This window comes from bacterium (assembly GCA_041648665.1).
GTDB lineage: Bacteria > UBA10199 > UBA10199 > 2-02-FULL-44-16 > JAAZCA01 > JAFGMW01.
Window position 1 is genome coordinate 22,363 of the sequence record JBAZOP010000023.1, and the last position, 16,704, is coordinate 39,066.

13 protein-coding genes are annotated in these 16,704 nt (G+C 61.1%); 6 read left to right on the forward strand and 7 right to left on the reverse strand.

What is annotated here, in order from left to right:
- Nucleotides 1-10 precede the first annotated feature (10 nt).
- Nucleotides 11-1,423 (forward strand): type I glutamate--ammonia ligase, encoded by a 1,413-nt coding sequence (glnA, locus tag WC683_09235; GenBank protein ID MFA4972783.1) that lies wholly within the window; start codon nucleotides 11-13, stop codon nucleotides 1,421-1,423.
- Between the two features lie 101 nt (nucleotides 1,424-1,524).
- Here glnA and WC683_09240 read toward each other — a convergent pair whose 3' ends face one another.
- A complete protein-coding gene (locus tag WC683_09240) occupies nucleotides 1,525-3,693 on the reverse strand; it encodes a S8 family serine peptidase (GenBank protein ID MFA4972784.1) in 2,169 nt (722 codons plus the stop codon).
- A gap of 120 nt (nucleotides 3,694-3,813) precedes the next feature.
- Nucleotides 3,814-5,052: an OFA family MFS transporter gene (locus WC683_09245; GenBank protein MFA4972785.1), complete on the reverse strand. Its 1,239-nt coding sequence runs from the start codon at nucleotides 5,050-5,052 to the stop codon at nucleotides 3,814-3,816.
- A 178-nt stretch (nucleotides 5,053-5,230) separates the two neighbouring features.
- Here WC683_09245 and WC683_09250 point away from each other — a divergent pair, with 178 nt between their 5' ends.
- Genes WC683_09250 through WC683_09260 form a run of 3 tightly spaced genes read left to right on the forward strand, consistent with a single transcriptional unit; the run spans nucleotide 5,231 to nucleotide 7,741 of the window.
- The gene (locus WC683_09250) at nucleotides 5,231-6,238 is read left to right on the forward strand and encodes a thioredoxin domain-containing protein (protein ID MFA4972786.1); all 1,008 of its coding nucleotides are present in this window, start codon (nucleotides 5,231-5,233) and stop codon (nucleotides 6,236-6,238) included.
- A gap of 21 nt (nucleotides 6,239-6,259) precedes the next feature.
- Nucleotides 6,260-7,540, forward strand: coding sequence for a serine--tRNA ligase (gene serS / locus WC683_09255; protein MFA4972787.1), 1,281 nt, complete (start codon nucleotides 6,260-6,262; stop codon nucleotides 7,538-7,540).
- Between the two features lie 3 nt (nucleotides 7,541-7,543).
- A complete protein-coding gene (locus tag WC683_09260; GenBank protein MFA4972788.1) occupies nucleotides 7,544-7,741 on the forward strand; it encodes a hypothetical protein in 198 nt (65 codons plus the stop codon).
- Here WC683_09260 and WC683_09265 read toward each other — a convergent pair.
- From WC683_09265 to WC683_09280, 4 genes are all read right to left on the reverse strand, one after another.
- Complete coding sequence (locus tag WC683_09265; GenBank protein ID MFA4972789.1) at nucleotides 7,708-9,186, reverse strand: hypothetical protein; 1,479 nt, start codon at nucleotides 9,184-9,186, stop codon at nucleotides 7,708-7,710. The two genes, WC683_09260 and WC683_09265, sit on opposite strands and share 34 nt — an antisense overlap.
- A 46-nt stretch (nucleotides 9,187-9,232) precedes the next feature.
- Nucleotides 9,233-10,672, reverse strand: coding sequence for a hypothetical protein (locus WC683_09270; GenBank protein ID MFA4972790.1), 1,440 nt, complete (start codon nucleotides 10,670-10,672; stop codon nucleotides 9,233-9,235).
- Nucleotides 10,669-12,144, reverse strand: a complete 1,476-nt coding sequence (locus WC683_09275; protein ID MFA4972791.1) for a hypothetical protein — start codon at nucleotides 12,142-12,144, stop codon at nucleotides 10,669-10,671. The genes WC683_09270 and WC683_09275 overlap by 4 nt, the downstream gene beginning before the upstream one ends.
- 120 nt (nucleotides 12,145-12,264) lie before the next feature.
- Nucleotides 12,265-12,717 (reverse strand): arginine repressor, encoded by a 453-nt coding sequence (locus tag WC683_09280; GenBank protein ID MFA4972792.1) that lies wholly within the window; start codon nucleotides 12,715-12,717, stop codon nucleotides 12,265-12,267.
- Nucleotides 12,718-12,847: 130 nt separating this feature from the next.
- On the opposite strand from WC683_09280, the gene WC683_09285 reads away from it, so the two are divergent.
- Entirely contained in the window at nucleotides 12,848-14,050 is a 1,203-nt protein-coding gene (locus WC683_09285; protein MFA4972793.1) for an argininosuccinate synthase, read from the forward strand.
- A 5-nt stretch (nucleotides 14,051-14,055) separates the two neighbouring features.
- Nucleotides 14,056-15,435 carry an argininosuccinate lyase gene (gene argH / locus WC683_09290; GenBank protein ID MFA4972794.1) on the forward strand — a complete coding sequence of 460 codons (1,380 nt, stop codon included), beginning with the start codon at nucleotides 14,056-14,058 and terminating at the stop codon, nucleotides 15,433-15,435.
- Nucleotides 15,436-15,452: 17 nt separating this feature from the next.
- Here argH and WC683_09295 read toward each other — a convergent pair whose 3' ends face one another.
- A complete protein-coding gene (locus tag WC683_09295) occupies nucleotides 15,453-16,658 on the reverse strand; it encodes a hypothetical protein (GenBank protein MFA4972795.1) in 1,206 nt (401 codons plus the stop codon).
- Between the last annotated feature and the right edge of the window lie 46 nt (nucleotides 16,659-16,704).

The window sequence follows — 16,704 nt, forward strand, 5'->3', positions numbered from 1 at the left end:
GGGAGGAGATATGCCTATTTCAAAGACGTTGAAGATGATCGAGGACAACAGGGCGAAGATGGTGGATTTCAAGTTCGTAGATTTCCCCGGGGTCTGGCAGCACTTCGCAGTGCCGGTCTCGGAGCTGGACGCAGGCGCGTTCGACAGCGGATTCGGATTCGACGGCTCCTCGATGCGCGGCTGGCAGCCGATACACGCCTCCGACATGCTCATCCTCCCGGACCCGAATACGGCGGTGCTGGATCCCTTCATGCGCGAAGCCACCCTCTCGCTCATCTGCAACATCGTGGACCCGATCACCAAAGAGCCGTACAGCCGCGACCCGAGGCACATCGCCCAGAAGGCGGAGAAGTACCTCGTCTCCACGGGGCTGGCCGACACGGCGTTCTTCGGACCCGAGGCCGAGTTCTTCATATTCGACCACATCGCCTTTGATCAGACCTCGAACCACGCCTTCTACCGCATAGACTCCGACGAGGGGTGCTGGAACAGCGGCTGCGAGACCAGCCAAAACCTGGGCTATAAGCCGCGCTACAAAGAGGGTTATTTCCCGGTGTCGCCGACCGACAGCCAGCACGACCTGCGCACCGAGATGGTGCTCGAGATGGAGAAGGTCGGCATCAAGGTCGAGTGCCAGCATCACGAGGTCGCGACCGCGGGCCAGGCCGAGATCGACATGCGCTTCTCCCCGCTCGTGGAGATGGGCGACAAACTGCTCTGGTTCAAGTACGTGGTGAAGAACGTGGCGCGTCGCCACAACAAGACTGTGACCTTCATGCCCAAGCCCCTGTTCGAAGACAACGGCAGCGGCATGCACATCCACGTCTCGCTCTGGAAGAACAAGAAACCCCTCTTCGCAGGGGACCGCTACGGCGGGATGTCCGAGATGGCCCTCCATTTCATGGGCGGAATAATCAAGCACGCCAAGGCGCTGTCGGCCATCTGCAATCCGACCACGAACTCCTACAGGAGGCTCGTGCCCGGTTTCGAGGCGCCGATCAACATTGCGTATTCCAGCAGAAACCGCTCCGCCGCGCTGCGCATCCCGATGTACTCGTCGAACCCGAATGCCAAGCGCATTGAGTTCCGCACGCCCGACCCCTCCTGCAACGGGTACCTTGCGTTCGCCGCGATCCTCATGGCCGGCCTCGACGGCGTGCAGAATCGCCTCGACCCGGGCGCGCCGCTGGACAAGAACATATACAAGCTCTCGCCCGAGGAGCTCAAAGACGTGCAGCACGCGCCGGCCTCCCTCGAAGAGGCGTTGGACGCTCTGGAGCGCGACCACGAGTTCCTGCTCAAGGGCGACGTCTTCACACAGGACGCCATAGACACCTGGATCGAGTACAAGCGCGAGAACGAAGTCAACGTGATGAGGCTCAGACCCGTGCCGATGGAGTTCAGCCTGTATTATGACATCTAGAGCGGACCGAGACCGCGGATAGAATCAGGCCCCTTTCCTTTTCAGGATCGGGGCCTTTTTTCGGGGATTGGTGAAGGGCGTTCACCAATCAAGTTGTCGTTTCAGCTCCTTCGCCTCCTGATAGAGAGGGTCGCCAGGGCAATGGCCATCGTAAGGACCAACGCCGGCGCCGATGCGCCCGTCGCAGCCGTAGTGGCCAGTGCGCACCCGGCCTTGCCGCCGGAATTTTCAGAGGGCATGCTGAGCGAACCCTGCGCGGCAAAATCGCCGGAGGCGACACCGTTTACCGCCGCCTCCATGGCCTTGAGCAGGTCGAGCTTGCCCGCGCCCCACCTGTCGTTGGGCACGCTGCCGGTGAACGAGTCTGCGTACGCGCTCTTGGTGAGAAAACCCTCCACATCGCCCTGCGTAAAATTCTTGTTGTTCTGGAACATGAGGGCTATCGCGCCGCTGACGAACGGGGCCGACATGGAGGTCCCTGCCTGCATGTAATGCACTCCGTCGTCGGACAGCACCTGTCCCGAGACCGCGGTCCCGGATGAAAGCGAGGAGGCGATCATGCCGCCGGGCGCCGATATCTCCGGCTTCTGGCCGGTGTAGGCCGGATCGGCGGTGGGCCCTGCGCTCGAAAAGTTGAGTATCGCACCCAGCTCCTGCCCGTTGAACTGCCAGTTGTAGCCTTCCGCGCTCCAGCTCGTGCGCGTGGCATATGCCGCCACTGCGATCACGTCCGGAGAGGTGGCGGGCATCGCTATGCTCTTCACCCGATCCCCGGTCACATATTTGTACTCCCCGCCTATGTCGCCCTCGATCGACGTGAATTGGATCGTGCGCGCCGGCTTGTCCGGGAACACCCATGCGTCGAAGCCTCCCGTGCCGCCGACCATCAAGTCGAAGCTGTATGACATGGGGTTATCAACGCTGGAACCGAGCATGATCCTTATGCCGACGTGCTGCTTGCCGTTGAGAGTGGATTTGGACTCAATGGCGTTGATGAGATAGCTTATCTTCCCGTTGTCGAAAGAACCGAAGACCTTGTCGCCCTTCTCCACCATGTCACTCTTCTGAACGGGGCTGCCGGCAGGCGCCCCTTTGTGCATGGCCAGGCCCACCGAAAGATCGGAGCCCAAAGCGCCCCAGAGATCGATGTAATAGACCCTGTCTCCGGTCTTCTTCATGATGACGAAATTGGTCGCCTTGATCTCCCCCTGGGGATCGAAGCCGGCGTGGATGCCGGTGTAATCGCGGTCCCCCGAGTACTCGTTGCCGGCCGCCGCCACGAGCGCGCGACCCGCCTGCCCCTGCACTAGGCCGGCCAGGCATTGCTCGAAGAGCGACGTGCCGTCGTGCGCCCCGAGGTGCGTACCCAGGCTCAAGTTCACGACAGCGGGCACGCCGTACTGCGCCGCCTTGGCAAAGACGTAATAGGCCGCCTCGCAGATCTTGGTCGAGAAGAGCGTGTCGGCGTATCCGGATTCGAGGCTGAGCCTGGCGTCGTACTTCACGACGACCAGGTGCGCGCCGGGCGCGACGCCGCGGTATTTCTCGTCGCCGCCGGCCGCGATACCGGAGACGTGCGTCCCGTGGCCGTCCACATCCATGAGCGGGCATTGGCCGGACGATATCGAATCGAGGAGGCATTCGCTGCCGTATCCATCGTCGATCTCAACAGGCGCGGTCCCGCCGGTGCGGCTCTGGTCCCATATGGCGAGCACTCGGCTGCGACCCTCGGCATCGAGGAAATCCGGGTGCGCGTAATCCACCCCCGTGTCCACGATGCCGATGATCACTCCGTCGCCGGTGTATGAGGCGGGGAGACCCGTGGCCTGGACCACCTCGGAAAGACCTATCTCAGCGCCCGCGAGATCGTTCGAGAGGCCGATCGGTTTCGAGGCCTCGATGAACAGCACCTCTTCGGCATCCGCGACCATGCCGAGCCGGGACGCGGGTATGAGCGCGGTCATCACCTGCCCCGAGACCACGCGCACGCTCCCGCCCGCGAGGGAGACGACCCCCCTCGCCGCATCGACGTCGGAGACCTTTATGAAGACCTCGACCTGCGGATCGTCCTGCGCATCATCTGATGAAGGGACGCTGGGAAACGGGGCGCTGATAGAGAGGGCCTTTGCGCGACCGTCGTCAAAACCGAGCTCCAGGTAAGGATCGATCTTGGGATTCGCAAGCAGGGCCTGGGCAGCGAAGAATACACCGACGAATGCAATCGCTGATAAAATTCGCCCCTTCACCAACACCCCGATTCTCTCCCCCACTCAACCTTCTTATCGGCAGCATTTTGCAAATGTTGCCCGATATTTGCCGCCCCGGAGAACAAAGAGCAACCCCCGGAAAAACAAAAGCTTTCCAGGGGTCGGCTTCTTGCAAATTTGAGGTCAGGAGGGGCTTTTCACATGGTGCGGCGGCTTTACGATGAAAGCGAGCACCGAGGCGAAGATGCATATCAGGGCCGCTATCATGAATGCCCCGTTATACGAGCCGAACATATCCCAGAGGCTCCCGGCCAGTATCGGCATCACGATGCCCCCCACGCCGTACGAGGTGAACATGGCCCCGTAGTTGGCGCCCAGGTTCTTCGTGCCGAACGACTCGGCCGTGGCCAGGGGGAAGAGCGAGAAGTTGCCGCCGAAGTTGAAGCCTATCCAGCAGGCGGCGACGATGAGCCCCCACTCGCCTGCGCCTATCTTCAGTATCCCCGCCAGCATGAGCGCCTGCAGGACGCACATGATCGCGATCGCCCTCCTCACGCCGACCTTCTGCGAGACCGTGCCCCAGACGATCCTCCCCAGGCCGTTGAAGAGCGCCATGATGCCGAGCGCGGAGGCGGCGACTGAGGATGAGAGGCCGCAGGCCAGCTCGCCGAAGTTCTTGAGGCAGCCGATCACCATGAGGCCCGAGCCTGCGGAGAAGACGAACGTGAGCCAGAGCATCCAGAACTGATGGGTGCGCACGCACTCGCCCTGCTTGAAGTCCTCCGCCTTGGGCGCGTTCGCTTCGGATTCCTTGGGCTGCCAGCCGGCAGGCCTCCAGCCCGCAGGGGGATTGGAAAGGAGCAGGGCGCCTGCCACGACTGATATAATGAATATGATCCCGAACGCCGTGAAGGTCCCGTTCACCCCGTAGCTCTCTATGAAACCGCCCCAGGTGCCTGCGAGCTTGACGAAGATGAAGGCGCCGGCGCCGAAGCCGGCGACCGCAAGGCCCGTGACAAAGCCCTTCAGATCAGGGAACCACTTCACGCAGGCGGCTATGGGGCAGACATAACCGAGCCCGATCCCTGCGCCGCCGACGATGCCGATGAAGAAGAGGATGGGCCAGAAACCGGTGCCCCCCAACAGCCCGGCGAGTATGTAGCCCGCGCCCAGCAGCACGGCGCCGGCCAGCGCCACCTTGCGCGGCCCCACCTTGTCCTGCCAGCGACCCGCCAGGATCATCACAATGGCAAAGGTGGCAAGCCCTGCGGAGAATATCGCCTGCGCCTGCGTCGCGGTGAACGCGTAGGGACCCGCCGGATCCTGGAGCGCCTTCGTGAACGCTCCCCACGCATAGATAGCGCCCAGACAGAACTGCACGAGCAGAGCTCCCAGGACAACAAGCCAGCGTCTCTTTTCCATTCGTTCGCTCCTTTGAGATCAGGGTTCGGAATCGGGCCGCAACTGATATAATCCGGGTGCTTTGGTGTCAACCCCCAGGAATCCCTGATTTTCCGTTGCAACGCCCATTTGAGTGTTCTAACCTTCCGCGATCGTTTGGCAAATCAACATTCCCGATCAAAACAGGGGGAGGAAAATCATGAAGAGATTTTTGGCAGTCGCAACAGCAGCCGTCATGGCGTGCGCAGCACTCACGTCATGCTCCAAGTCCTGCCCGCAGTCGCAGGACGACAAGACTACGGCCGCAACGATCAACGGCGAAGTGATCACGATGGGCGATCTCAACAAGGCCTCCAAGGACCGTCTGGCGAAGGTCGAGACGCAGATCTACCAGATCAAGAAGTCCGTGCTCGACAGCCTCGTCGAGGACAGGATCATAGCCGCCGAGGCGAAGAAAAAGGGTTTGAGCCCCGAGGAGTACATAAACCAGGAGATCGAATCCAAGTCCACGCCGCCCACCGACGAAGAGGTGAAGGCGCTCTACGACGCGCGCAAGGGCACGATGAACCAGCCGTTCGACGAGGTGAAGGACCAGATCAGAAACTACCTCGCCATGAACCGCAAGGCCCGCGCCAGGGCGGAGCTGCTAACCAAACTGCGCTCCGACGCCAACGTGAAGATCGACATCAACCCGCCGAGGGCCACGATCGACATCTCCGGCGCCCCTGAGATGGGAAGCGGCAAGATCACGCTCGTGGAGTTCTCGGACTACCAGTGCCCGTTCTGCCAGAGGGTGAGGCAGACGATCTGGAAGCTGATGGAGGAGTATGACGGCAAGATAAAATACGTGTTCATGGATTTCCCGCTCTCGTTCCACAAGGACGCGAAGAAGGCGCACGAGGCAACTCACTGCGCCGGCGACCAGGGCAAGTACTTCGAATACAACAAGAAGATATTCGAGAACCAGAGCAAGATCGGCGTGGCCGACTTGAAAAACCTGGCGAAGGAGCTGGGGCTGGACACGGCGAAGTTCGACGAGTGCCTGGACAGCGGAAAGAACGCGGCCATGGTCGAGAAATCCATAGCGGCCGGCATACAGGCGGGCGTGAACGGGACGCCGGCGTTCTTCATCAACGGCATCATGATATCCGGAGCGCAGCCCTACGCCTCCTTCAAGGAACTGATCGACTCGGAACTGAGCCGATAAACGCTGGGGCTTTTTTTCACCATGCTCGATACAAAGTTCATACGCGAAAACCTGGACGCCGTGAAGGCCAACTGTCTGGCGCGCAACGTGCGCGTTGACCTCGGCCGCTTCACCTCCCTCGACGAGGACAGAAGGCGGGCGATCACCGAGCTCGAGGAGACGCGCCGCAGCCTCAACGACCTCTCCTCCAAGATGAAGGGGAAGATGGAGCAAGCGGAGCGCGAGAAACTGATCGCGGAGGGTAAGTCGCTCAAGGCGAAGATACAGAACTCCGAGGCCCGGGTCGCGCAGCTCGAGGCGGAGTTCGACGCGCTCCTTCGGTCCATACCCAACATGACCCACCCGGACGCGCCGGTCGCGGCGACCGAGGAGGGAAACCGCGAGATCCGCAAATGGGGCAAGCCGCGCGAGTTCGGCTTCAAGCCGCTCGACCACCTCGAACTGGGGACGAGGCTCGATCTCATCGACTTCGACACCGCGGCCAAGGTCGCCGGCCAGAAATTTTACTACCTCAAGAACGAAGCGGTGCTGCTGGAGCAGGCGCTCATCAACTATGCCCTGCAAGCGCTGATCAAGGAGGGGTTCACCCCCGTCATCACGCCGGACCTCGCACGCGAACAGATACTCGCCGGGATCGGGTTCAACCCGCGCGGCGAGGAGACGCAGATCTATTCGGTGGCGAACACCGACCTCTGCCTCATCGCCACAGCCGAGATCACGCTGGGCGGGATGCTCTCGGACGCGATACTGGAGGAGGCGAAGCTCCCCCTCAAATTCGCCGGCGTGTCGCACTGTTTCCGCACCGAGGCAGGAGCGGCCGGCCGCGAGTCAAAGGGCCTCTACCGCGTGCACCAGTTCACCAAGGTGGAGATGTTCGCGTTCACCTCACCCGAGGAGTCTGAAAAGATCCACGACAAGTTCCTCTCGCTGGAGGAGGAGCTCTTCCAGGGGCTCGGCATCCCCTATCGCGTGCTGGACATATGCACCGGCGATCTCGGCGGGCCGGCCTACCGCAAGTACGACCTCGAGGCGTGGATGCCGGGCCGCGGAGAGCACGGCGACTACGGCGAGGTGACCTCCACCTCCAACTGCACCGACTACCAGGCGCGAAGGCTGGGCATCCGCTTCCGCAGGGAAGGCGAGAAGAAACCCCTCCACGTCCACATGGTCAACGGCACCGCCATCGCCATGAGCCGCGCGCTGATCGCCATACTGGAAAACTACCAGGAGAAGGACGGCAGCGTCACCGTGCCGGAGGCCTTGGTTCCTTATATGGGCGGGATCAAGACCATCAAAAGGTAGCCGATGAAATTCACCGTAAAAATAGTCGAGGCGACGTCGCCCTATGATCTCGAGGAACGCATCAACGACGCGATCAACGCGCCGGACGTGCGCGGGTTCGCGGTTCAAGACGTGAAGACCGAAGTGACGCAGATGCCCGGCGCAAAGGTCTCGCGCGGCGGGATGTTCTATCTCGCATCGATATTGTTCAGGAAGGATTGATACCTCGGCGGTCTCTCTATCACCCCAAGGTCCACCATGTTCCTAAGAAACATCTCCCGCCCCCATGGGCGGAGCAGAGTGCGAAACTCTTGACTCGCCATAGAGAGGCGTTCTCTTACGGCCTCGATATGGAGCGGCTTTCCGTTGGAGATCGCCTTCATCTCCCCGCACACCATCCGTAACCTCTCATCTATCTCCGGCGCCCTCTGCACCAGGCCTATGCGCTCGCTCATCGGTTCCCTGTGCTCCCTGGCCACCGCCCTCCTGAACCTATAGAAGTCGAACGCGGTCTCGGCCGCTTCTTTGATCGGCCTATGAAGCGGGATCGCATTCCTCACATACTGGGCCGAGTTCTGGACCGTCGTCCTCTTGAGGCTCAGGGCCGAGACCACCATCGCATCAGGCGCACTCATCACCTCGCGCATACGTTTATAGAAGACATATACGGCGTCCCATACGTCGGCGTACGAACCGTACTGGTCAAGGATGCCGCCTTTCTCATAGTTGATGAAGAAATGGTCTTCGACGTTCGATATGTAGAAAACCTTCGGAGCGTCCCTGCCCTCCTCCATCGACCGCTCGACGACATCCAGACCCTCCTTGGCTATCTCGGCTGCGACACCCGTTATCCTGCCCTCCAGGAAGAGATCCCTCTCCCTCCTGAACTGATCCTCGCTGGATATCGTCCCACCCCTGCCCTCTGAATCCGTGACTACGAAGACGGAGTGCGGACCGTACATCTTCTGCAGATCTTTCCCATTGGGCATGAAACTCTTTCTAAACTCGTGCATCCAGTGTGCCGTGATCTCCACTATGGGCATGGAATCGGCAAAGGGAACGCGCGATACGACGGCCTCCATGAGGCTCGACGAAACAGCGTTGAAAAACTTATCGTCGTAGGGAACGTCCTTCGTGAGTCTCACCAGCTCCGCAGGATTAGCTCCGCCGGCATTCGAGAGCCTCAACTCCTCCGACATGGGCCTGCCTGAGATGAGAGATAAAAACTCCAGACGGTTTCGCGACGTGGCGAGCAATGCCCCGTAAAGCGGAATGAATCCGAACGGCACGCGCCTGTTGCAGTCTATCGCCCAGGAATGGGAAGCACCCTGCCACGCGGCGTTGGTGAAACTAAAGATCGGACCAACGCCGACGTATGCACCGCCAACACCCTCTATGCTCCCTATCGCCGAAGGGAAATCGTGTTCGTTGATGAGGTAGTTGAACATGCCGTAACCGAAGAAGCTGCTCGGATAGACATGCGGGTTCGAGCGCTCGAAGTACCCGTCGAGGACCGGCGACACGGGAGAGAGGTCCAGCTTCCACGCATCCCCGACCTTGATGGGATATGCTCCGCACGATCTCAGCCGGCCGACAGGCGAGAGCACACCGCCTGCCAACGCCGGAGCCTGCATCGCCGTCTGCATGTTCGACACCGCGCCGCTCATCCTTCATCCCTCGCTATCATGCCAGCGTCCTCTATCACCCTCAGCACTACACCACCACCCCCAGCTCCTCCAGGTTTGAGAGGAACATCTCGTTCCACCAAGCCTGCCGGCTCAACCCAAGCCGCCCGAACTCCTCGCGCAGCCTCCGACCGATCGAGGATCTGTCCATAGGTATACCCTCGAACATCGAGCGCGCCACCGCCATGCCGGCATCGAAACGAGGTCCGCTCATGATCGACTTCTCCAGCCGATCGATTCGCTCGGCGAGCGGGAGCCGCTTCAGCAAGGCCACGTCCACGCGCATCCTGTAGAAGTCCTTCGCTGCACTCGTGGCGGAATCCACGTCCAGTTCGAGAGGGATGCTGCGCCGCACGTATCGCGCGACGACGTCCACGGAGGTGACCTTTCTCTTCTTGGCGGAGATTATCAGCGCGTCCTTTGCATCGGCCAGTCCAGCCAGCCCCCTGTAGAGATCATAATAATTCTGCACCCTGGCCGGCATGTCCCGTTCGGCAACGCGCTTCTCGTCGAAGAGGTAGTTGAACAGGAGCACGTCCTCGACGTTGGAGATGTAGATCGCGCCGAGCGCAAGCCCCCTGGCGCGCATGTCGGAGGCTATCGCATCGAGGCCTCCGATGATCATGTCTTGAGCGACCCCCGTTATCCTCCCCTGCAGGAAGAGTTCCCTCTCCTGTCTGAAGGCAAGCTCGCTCGAGAGCACGCCGCCGCGGCCCTGCGCGTCCCTGTTCGTGAGTACGGAAGCAGGGCAGTCTTCCTCTATCTCCCACCTCTTTCTCTGGGAGAAGGTCCTCTCGAGCTTGGATCTCCATTCCCTCAGCACGACCTTAACCTTGGAGGTCCTCAGCATATTGCTGTTCCCTGCGACGACGCCGGCGAGGGTTGAGACTACGGCGCCGGCAAAACCCGGGTCAAAGGGCCTGGATATGGCGCGCTCGCAGACTCTCTCCGGCGAATCTTCGCTGCAATCGGCATGGCGGTCGACGGGCCTCCCGGTCATGAGCGAGACCATCTCGGCACGGCTTCTTGCCATGCAGAGCAAGCTCCCGTAGACCGGGACAAACCCCATCGGTATCATGAACTTCTTGTCGATTACATAGGCATGCGCGGCGTTCTGCCAGGCTGCATATGAAATCGGGACATTCCTGCCCACCCCGATGGAGGCGCCCCCTGCGCCATGGATCGAATCGATCGCAGACGGATAATCCGTCTCATTCGAGAAAAAAAAGTTGAGGCCGGAATTGAAGTCGGCCTCGCCGGAGATGAAGGGCCTCGACCTCCTGTAATACCCGTTCATAACCTTGTAGAGTGAAGATCTATCGACCCCCCATCGCCTGGACTCCCGCACAGGGTAAGCGCCGCACGCACGCAACTTCTCCACATGCGGAGCCGCATCGCGGATCAGCGGAATGGCCAAGGCAGGCGCTGACGTGCCAAGCCCGGCCCCGACGATAGGGGACGCCTTCATCCCCCGCCCCTCGCTATCATGCCCGCGTCCTCAAGCACCCTGAGCACCGCGCCGCGCTCCCAGTCCGTGAGCGTGTTCCTGAAATGATGCGACTTGCCGAGAAACGCGGACTCGGCCTCCGCCCTTGGAAGCGGCGCGCCTCTCCACCCCTCTCTCATGACCGCGAATATCTGCCTGAACGCGGGCCCTAAACCGCCATACTCCTCCAGGAGTCTGGGCTTGTTCTTCAGCGAATCCCTGCGCACCCTCGTCTCCTCCCTGCGCAGTGAGTAGAGCAGATCCGCAGAGCGAGCGGCTTCGTCGTGACCGGCATCCGGCGGTATAGAGTTGGCGACGTACCTTCGAAGGCCATCAACTGAAGTGGGATAACAGCCCTTCGCCGAAATCAAAAGCGCGTCGGCTGAAGCGGGGAGACCAAGGATGTTGCGATAGAAAGCGGCCACGGAACGGGCGGTGACCTCCGGATCGAACTTGCCGCCGCCGTGCTGCGCCTGCTCGTAATCCTCGAACAGCCAGTCCTCCACGTTCGAGACATTCAGCACGCCCAATGCGATGCCCCTCTTCGCCATGTCGGCCGCAACCGCCGCAATCCCGCTCCCCTCCATCGGCGAGGCCACCCCCGTGATCCTGCCGTCGATGAAGATATCGCGCTCGCGCCTAAGCTGCGCCTCGCTGGAGAGCGCGCCGCCCCGCCCCTTGGCATCCTTCGCCTTGAGAATCGAGAGAGGATGGATGCTGCTGTGCGGCGAGGGGGATCCGGATTCTATCGCCTCCCTGAGGGACCTGAGGTAGACCAGGGCGTGGTCGGCGATTTCACTCTTACCATAGAGTGCATTGTAGCCGTCCATCGCTATCCTCACGACATTGCCGACAGAGGTCTCAAATGAGATGTCGCGCTGAAAGCGCTTGAGAAACTCCACCAGGACGTCCGTGGGCCCGTCGATCAACTCGGCCCATTGCTCGTTCTTTGGGATCGGCTTGCCGCACAAGACGGAGAGGAACTCGAAGCGGTCGGCGGACATTGCGAGCAGAGTCCCGTAGAGCGGGATGGCGACCGTCGGGACCAGCGTGTTGATATCCATACTGTAGGCATGCGCCGCCCACTGCCACGCGGGATAGGCATAGGAGAGCATCGGGCCCGCGCCCAAATAAGCGCCCCCCTTCCCCTCGATCGCATCGATCGCCGAATGATAGTCGGGCTCGTTCGTGAGGAAATATCCCTCCTCCAGATCCGAACGGGCGCCCTCGTAGCGGTGATGTAACGACCTCTCGTAATAGCCCTTCACCAGATCCCCCAACATGCCCACTTCGAACATCCAGCCGTCTCCCATCCGTTGCGGCAAGGCCCCATGAACGCGCAGCTGTTCGCGGTAGTCGGTGACATCCTTCGCAGGTGAAGGCAGGGAAGACGCAGGCCATCGCGGCACGAGGGCGCTGGAAGAGATGCCTGCACTGATGGGAGATTTTATCATCAATACACCCCTGTCTTGTACAAGGCTGTATCGCCGTTAAGCCGGGAAAGTTGCTAGTTTTTTGATTGGAGCAATACCGGGTAAAAATGATTAAAAAATAGGCAGTCGGCCCCGCCCCTCTCAGCCTCCGTTGATCGCCTTGCGGAGCTCTTCAAGGGTCGTCGCCATATCCCGCACGTGCCTCGGCGCCACGAACGCCGTGTCGTCGCCCGCAACTATGCCCAGGATCTGTTTCAGCGCCGCATGGTCCAGAAAATCGCAGACAAACGGGGCGGAGCCCGGGGCGGTCCTGATCACTATCATAGATTCGTTGGAATCGATCGAGAGCACCAGATCCCTGACGGAACCGGAGAACGTCACCCCCCGCGCATCGCCCAATTTATAGGCCACACCGCCGCCCGCCATGGACTTGACCGCGCCGACCCTTCTCAAGGCGCGCGAGATCGTGGACTGATTGACATCGAACCCCTGGGCAGCGAGCGCCTTGCATATCTCCTCCTGGTTTCCCTCAAACCCCTCTGCCAGGAGTTTTCGCAGCGCTTCGATCATCTCCGGTCGCCTGTGCGGACACATAGGAACCTCCGATATACGCATAAATATGCATACCTAACCCTTTAAATCAATTTTTTCTTGATCGATAAAAGTAAATATGCATATTGCCGCATATCCATTCAACTCTTTGCATAAATATTCGGAGGCAGCTATGCCCAGGAAAAAAATCATGCTCGCTTATTCAGGCGGATTGGACACGTCGGCCATAATCCCGTGGCTCATTGAAAAATACGATGCAGAGGTCATCGCGTATTGCTCGGACCTAGGCAATGCGCCGGACGAGGGTTGGCTCGCGCGCAGGGCGAAGGAGCTCGGCGCCGCGGAGTTCATCTTCGAGGACCTCAAGGAGGAGCTCACCCGCGATTATATCTTCCCGGCCGTGAGGGCCGGTGCCGCCTATCAGGATGAATACCTGCTTGGCACCGCGCTGGGCCGTCCGCTGATAGCGGAGAGGGTAGCACTGATCGCAAAGCAAAGGGGTGCGGAGGCCATCGCGCACGGCGCAACCGGCAAGGGAAACGACCAGATCAGATTCGAGAGGGCATGGGCCTACCTCGCGCCCGACGTGGAGGTGATCGCGCCGTGGAAGATCTGGGACTTCAAGGGCAGGAGCGACCTCGTCGAGTATCTCAACGCAAAGGGATTCGACGCACATGACAAGGAGACGAGATACAGCGTGGACGTGAACCTCCTCCACCGCTCCTGTGAAGGCGGGATACTCGAGGAGCTGGAAAAGGAGTTCGATCCTGCGGAGATATACGCATGGACCAAACCGCACACCCACTGTGCGGCCGACGGCGCCGATGTCTCCGTGGAGTTCAAGGAGGGATATCCGATATCCCTGAACGGCATTGCGCTCACGCCCGCGAAGCTGCTGGGTGAGCTCAACCGGATCGGCGGAGAACAGGGTATCGGGGTCGCCGATCTCGTGGAGGAGCGCACAAACGGCATCAAGAGCCGAGGCGTGTACGAGACCCCTGGCGGCACGATACTGCACAAGTGCTGCAGGATCTTGAAGCACATGTGCTGGGACAGGCCCACCCTGACGATAGCATCGCGCCTGGGCAGCGATTACGCCGACCTCGTCTACGACGGCCTGTGGCACTCGGACGCGAGGAAGGCGATAGACGCCTTCTTCACGCAGGCATCGGGCGTTCTCTCAGGGACGATAGGCCTCAAGCTCACAAACGGCCATATGTTCATAACCGGAAGGAGCTCTCCTTTTTCCCTTTACGGAAAGGAGCTGGTGAGCTTTGAACACGATGAGTTCGGACTCAACAAGGCCTCGCACGGCTTCTGCCGCACACTCTCCTACAGGCAGTGGCAGGCGGGCAAGAGGAGAAGGCCCTCATAACCGTAATGAATATCCTCAGCACAGATAGAAACAAAGCTGCAGGCCCTGAACTTGACGAATTCACCGGCGGGATAGAGGTGGACAAGGTCCTCGCCCCGCAGGAGATCGCCGTCCAGAAGGCATGGGCCAGGGCCATGGGCGATGCAGGGTATCTCACCCCGGAGGAGTGTCGCCTCGCCCTGTGCCTCCTGGAGGAGGCCTTGGCCGGCATCGAGGACGGCTCCTTCGAATGGCGCGCCGAAGACGAGGACATCCACATGAACCTGGAGAGGTTCATGACCGCAAAGGCCGGCGACCTGGGCAAGAAGGTGCACATGGGTCGGTCGAGAAACGACCTGATCGCCACCACGCTGAGGCTTCATGCCGCGTGTCGGTCATCGGAAATTTCGAAATCCGTCTCCATGCTCGCGCATGCGCTCTGCGACCTTGGCGACGCCTCAGCCGACGCGATAGTCCCGGGTAACACGCACATGCAGCACGGCCAGCCCGTGGCCTTCGGACACATAGCCGCTGCGCACGCCTCGGCATTCGTGAGAGACCTGAGGAGACTTCGCCTCTCGAAGGAGAGCTGCCTCGAGTACATGCCCCTGGGATCCGCCGCGCTGGCCGGGACGACGCTCCGCGTGGACCTCAAGAAATGCGCAAAAGAGCTGGGCTTCGATTCGCCGCCCACGAACAGCTACGACGCGGTGGGCGACAGGGATTTCATGATCGAGCTGATGGACGCGCTCGCACAGACTGCGATACACGCAGCGAGGCTGTGCGAGGACATCATCTACTGGTCCTCCACCGCGGTGGGGCTCGTCGCCCTGCCCAGGCAGTACTCGACCGGGAGCTCCATCATGCCCAACAAGAGGAATCCCGACGTGGCCGAGCTGGCCCGCGCGAGATGTGCAAGGGTGATCTCCCTGGCGAACGAGGCGCACACGATCCTCAAGTCGGTTCCGACGAGCTACGCCGGCGACATGCACGAGCTCAAGAAAACCTTCGTTTTTGCGTGCGACGAGACGCAGGCCGTGCTCAAGGCGTTCACCCCCTTCGTCAAAGGGCTTTCGCTGAACAGGGAGCGCGCGGCCGAGCTCCTGTGCCGAGGGCATATTCTGGCGACGGAGGTCGCGGACGCGCTCGCCTCCCGCGGCATGCCGTTCAGGGAGGCCTATCGAAAGACCGCGGCCCTGGTGGAGCTCGCCGAAGATCAAGGGGTCCAGATACACGAGCTCGACAGGGAGGACTTCATGAAGGCTCTCCCGGATATCGACACGGGGTTCCTGGATTCTATATCGTTCGAGAACGCGGTGGAGCGCAGGTCCCAGCCCGGGGGGACAAATATCTCAAATGTGAAGGAGTCGATCAGAAGGACGAGACAAGCGCTCTCAAGCCATTGATGCAGGCCTGATCACCGTCAGTTTATATCCTCGCTCAGTGAGGCGTCCACTATCGCAGGGCTTATCATATAAGACATCCTGTTGATGACGTTGTCGATTATCGCCTCGCCCTGGCCGGAGGCATCGATCGCATCCCAGACCCTGTCGGTGGATTCGCTCGAGAGATCGATGGATCTGATCACGTCCACCACGTTTTGGAGATTGGCCGCCTCCACCAGGCGGTTGACGAAGGAGTTCTCCGCAGGGGTGAGATGCATGCGGAACGAGCGATGGCTCGCCACGTCCCACGTCTTGTCGTTCATGAGCCTCTTTATTATCGCGGCCAACTCCGCCTCGGACCATCGCGGCACTATCCCGTCCGCGCGCACGCCAGACTCGCTCGCCTCCGACGCACGGAAGACGATCGCCAGGGCGCGCGAGGCCATCCCCCTCCTCCCGGCAAGGCGAAGCTCGCTGACAATCCTGGCCGTGTAGTCCGCCTTCGCGCTCAAGCCGGCCACCATGGCGGCCGTGGCCATGCTCCATTGAAGCCCTGCCTCGTCCGCGAACGACACCGAATGATCCGGGTTCGAACCCGCAACGCCTTTCGCCATGGACTCTATGTTTCTGCTGAATGCGGCGGCCAGCCTCGCCTTTGGCGAGGACTGCTCAAACCGGGCAGCGAGGCTCGCCGTCGTCTCGAAGAGCCGCGCCGATACGAACTCGGCGTTGAAATACCCCTCCCACTCCGAAAGCCTGCGGAGATCCATGCCGAGTATGCGGGTCGCCTGAGACTCTATCTCCGCGATCGGGCGCGCGCCGTGCTCGTCGAACGGCATGGCGAACCTGACCGCCGAAGAGAGCGCCTCATGAAGATATAAATCCCATTGCTCGGGCGTGTGCGGGGCGCTCGACCCGTTGGAGAGCCTGGCCCTGACGAAGGCGTTGAACTGTGCGAGCATCTCGCCCTTTTCCAGCGACGCGGGGCCTTGCCTGAGCTGGGCGAGGATGAGACCCGTGAGCCTCTCCACCACCTCCGGATCGTCGATGACGAGGGGATCCTTGCCGAACGAAGACTCTCCGCCGGGTTGCCCCAGGCCCATGACCGCCATGCCGTCGCGGGCGATCTTCCCGACACTCAACCTCTCCGCGTCCGTGCCGGGCTGCGCTGCAAAGGCCCGTTCCTCTGCCCGATCTTCCGCGCGCTCCCAGCCGGCGAACACGGGCCTTGCTTCGTGGCTCACGAAATGGGCCTTGATCGCCCCATCCTATGTCTCGCCCGCCACGACC

What these genes read in the sequence shown, in the direction of transcription:
- WC683_09285 (MFA4972793.1), top strand. Translation starts at nt 12,848, where the DNA reads ATGCCCAGGAAAAAAATCATGCTCGCTTATTCAGGCGGATTGGACACG.
- WC683_09275 (MFA4972791.1), bottom strand. Translation starts at nt 12,144, where the DNA reads ATGATAAAATCTCCCATCAGTGCAGGCATCTCTTCCAGCGCCCTCGTG.
- serS (MFA4972787.1), top strand. Translation starts at nt 6,260, where the DNA reads ATGCTCGATACAAAGTTCATACGCGAAAACCTGGACGCCGTGAAGGCC.
- WC683_09280 (MFA4972792.1), bottom strand. Translation starts at nt 12,717, where the DNA reads ATGTGTCCGCACAGGCGACCGGAGATGATCGAAGCGCTGCGAAAACTC.
- argH (MFA4972794.1), top strand. Translation starts at nt 14,056, where the DNA reads ATGAATATCCTCAGCACAGATAGAAACAAAGCTGCAGGCCCTGAACTT.
- glnA (MFA4972783.1), top strand. Translation starts at nt 11, where the DNA reads ATGCCTATTTCAAAGACGTTGAAGATGATCGAGGACAACAGGGCGAAG.
- WC683_09270 (MFA4972790.1), bottom strand. Translation starts at nt 10,672, where the DNA reads ATGAAGGCGTCCCCTATCGTCGGGGCCGGGCTTGGCACGTCAGCGCCT.
- WC683_09245 (MFA4972785.1), bottom strand. Translation starts at nt 5,052, where the DNA reads ATGGAAAAGAGACGCTGGCTTGTTGTCCTGGGAGCTCTGCTCGTGCAG.
- WC683_09250 (MFA4972786.1), top strand. Translation starts at nt 5,231, where the DNA reads ATGAAGAGATTTTTGGCAGTCGCAACAGCAGCCGTCATGGCGTGCGCA.
- WC683_09260 (MFA4972788.1), top strand. Translation starts at nt 7,544, where the DNA reads ATGAAATTCACCGTAAAAATAGTCGAGGCGACGTCGCCCTATGATCTC.
- WC683_09265 (MFA4972789.1), bottom strand. Translation starts at nt 9,186, where the DNA reads ATGAGCGGCGCGGTGTCGAACATGCAGACGGCGATGCAGGCTCCGGCG.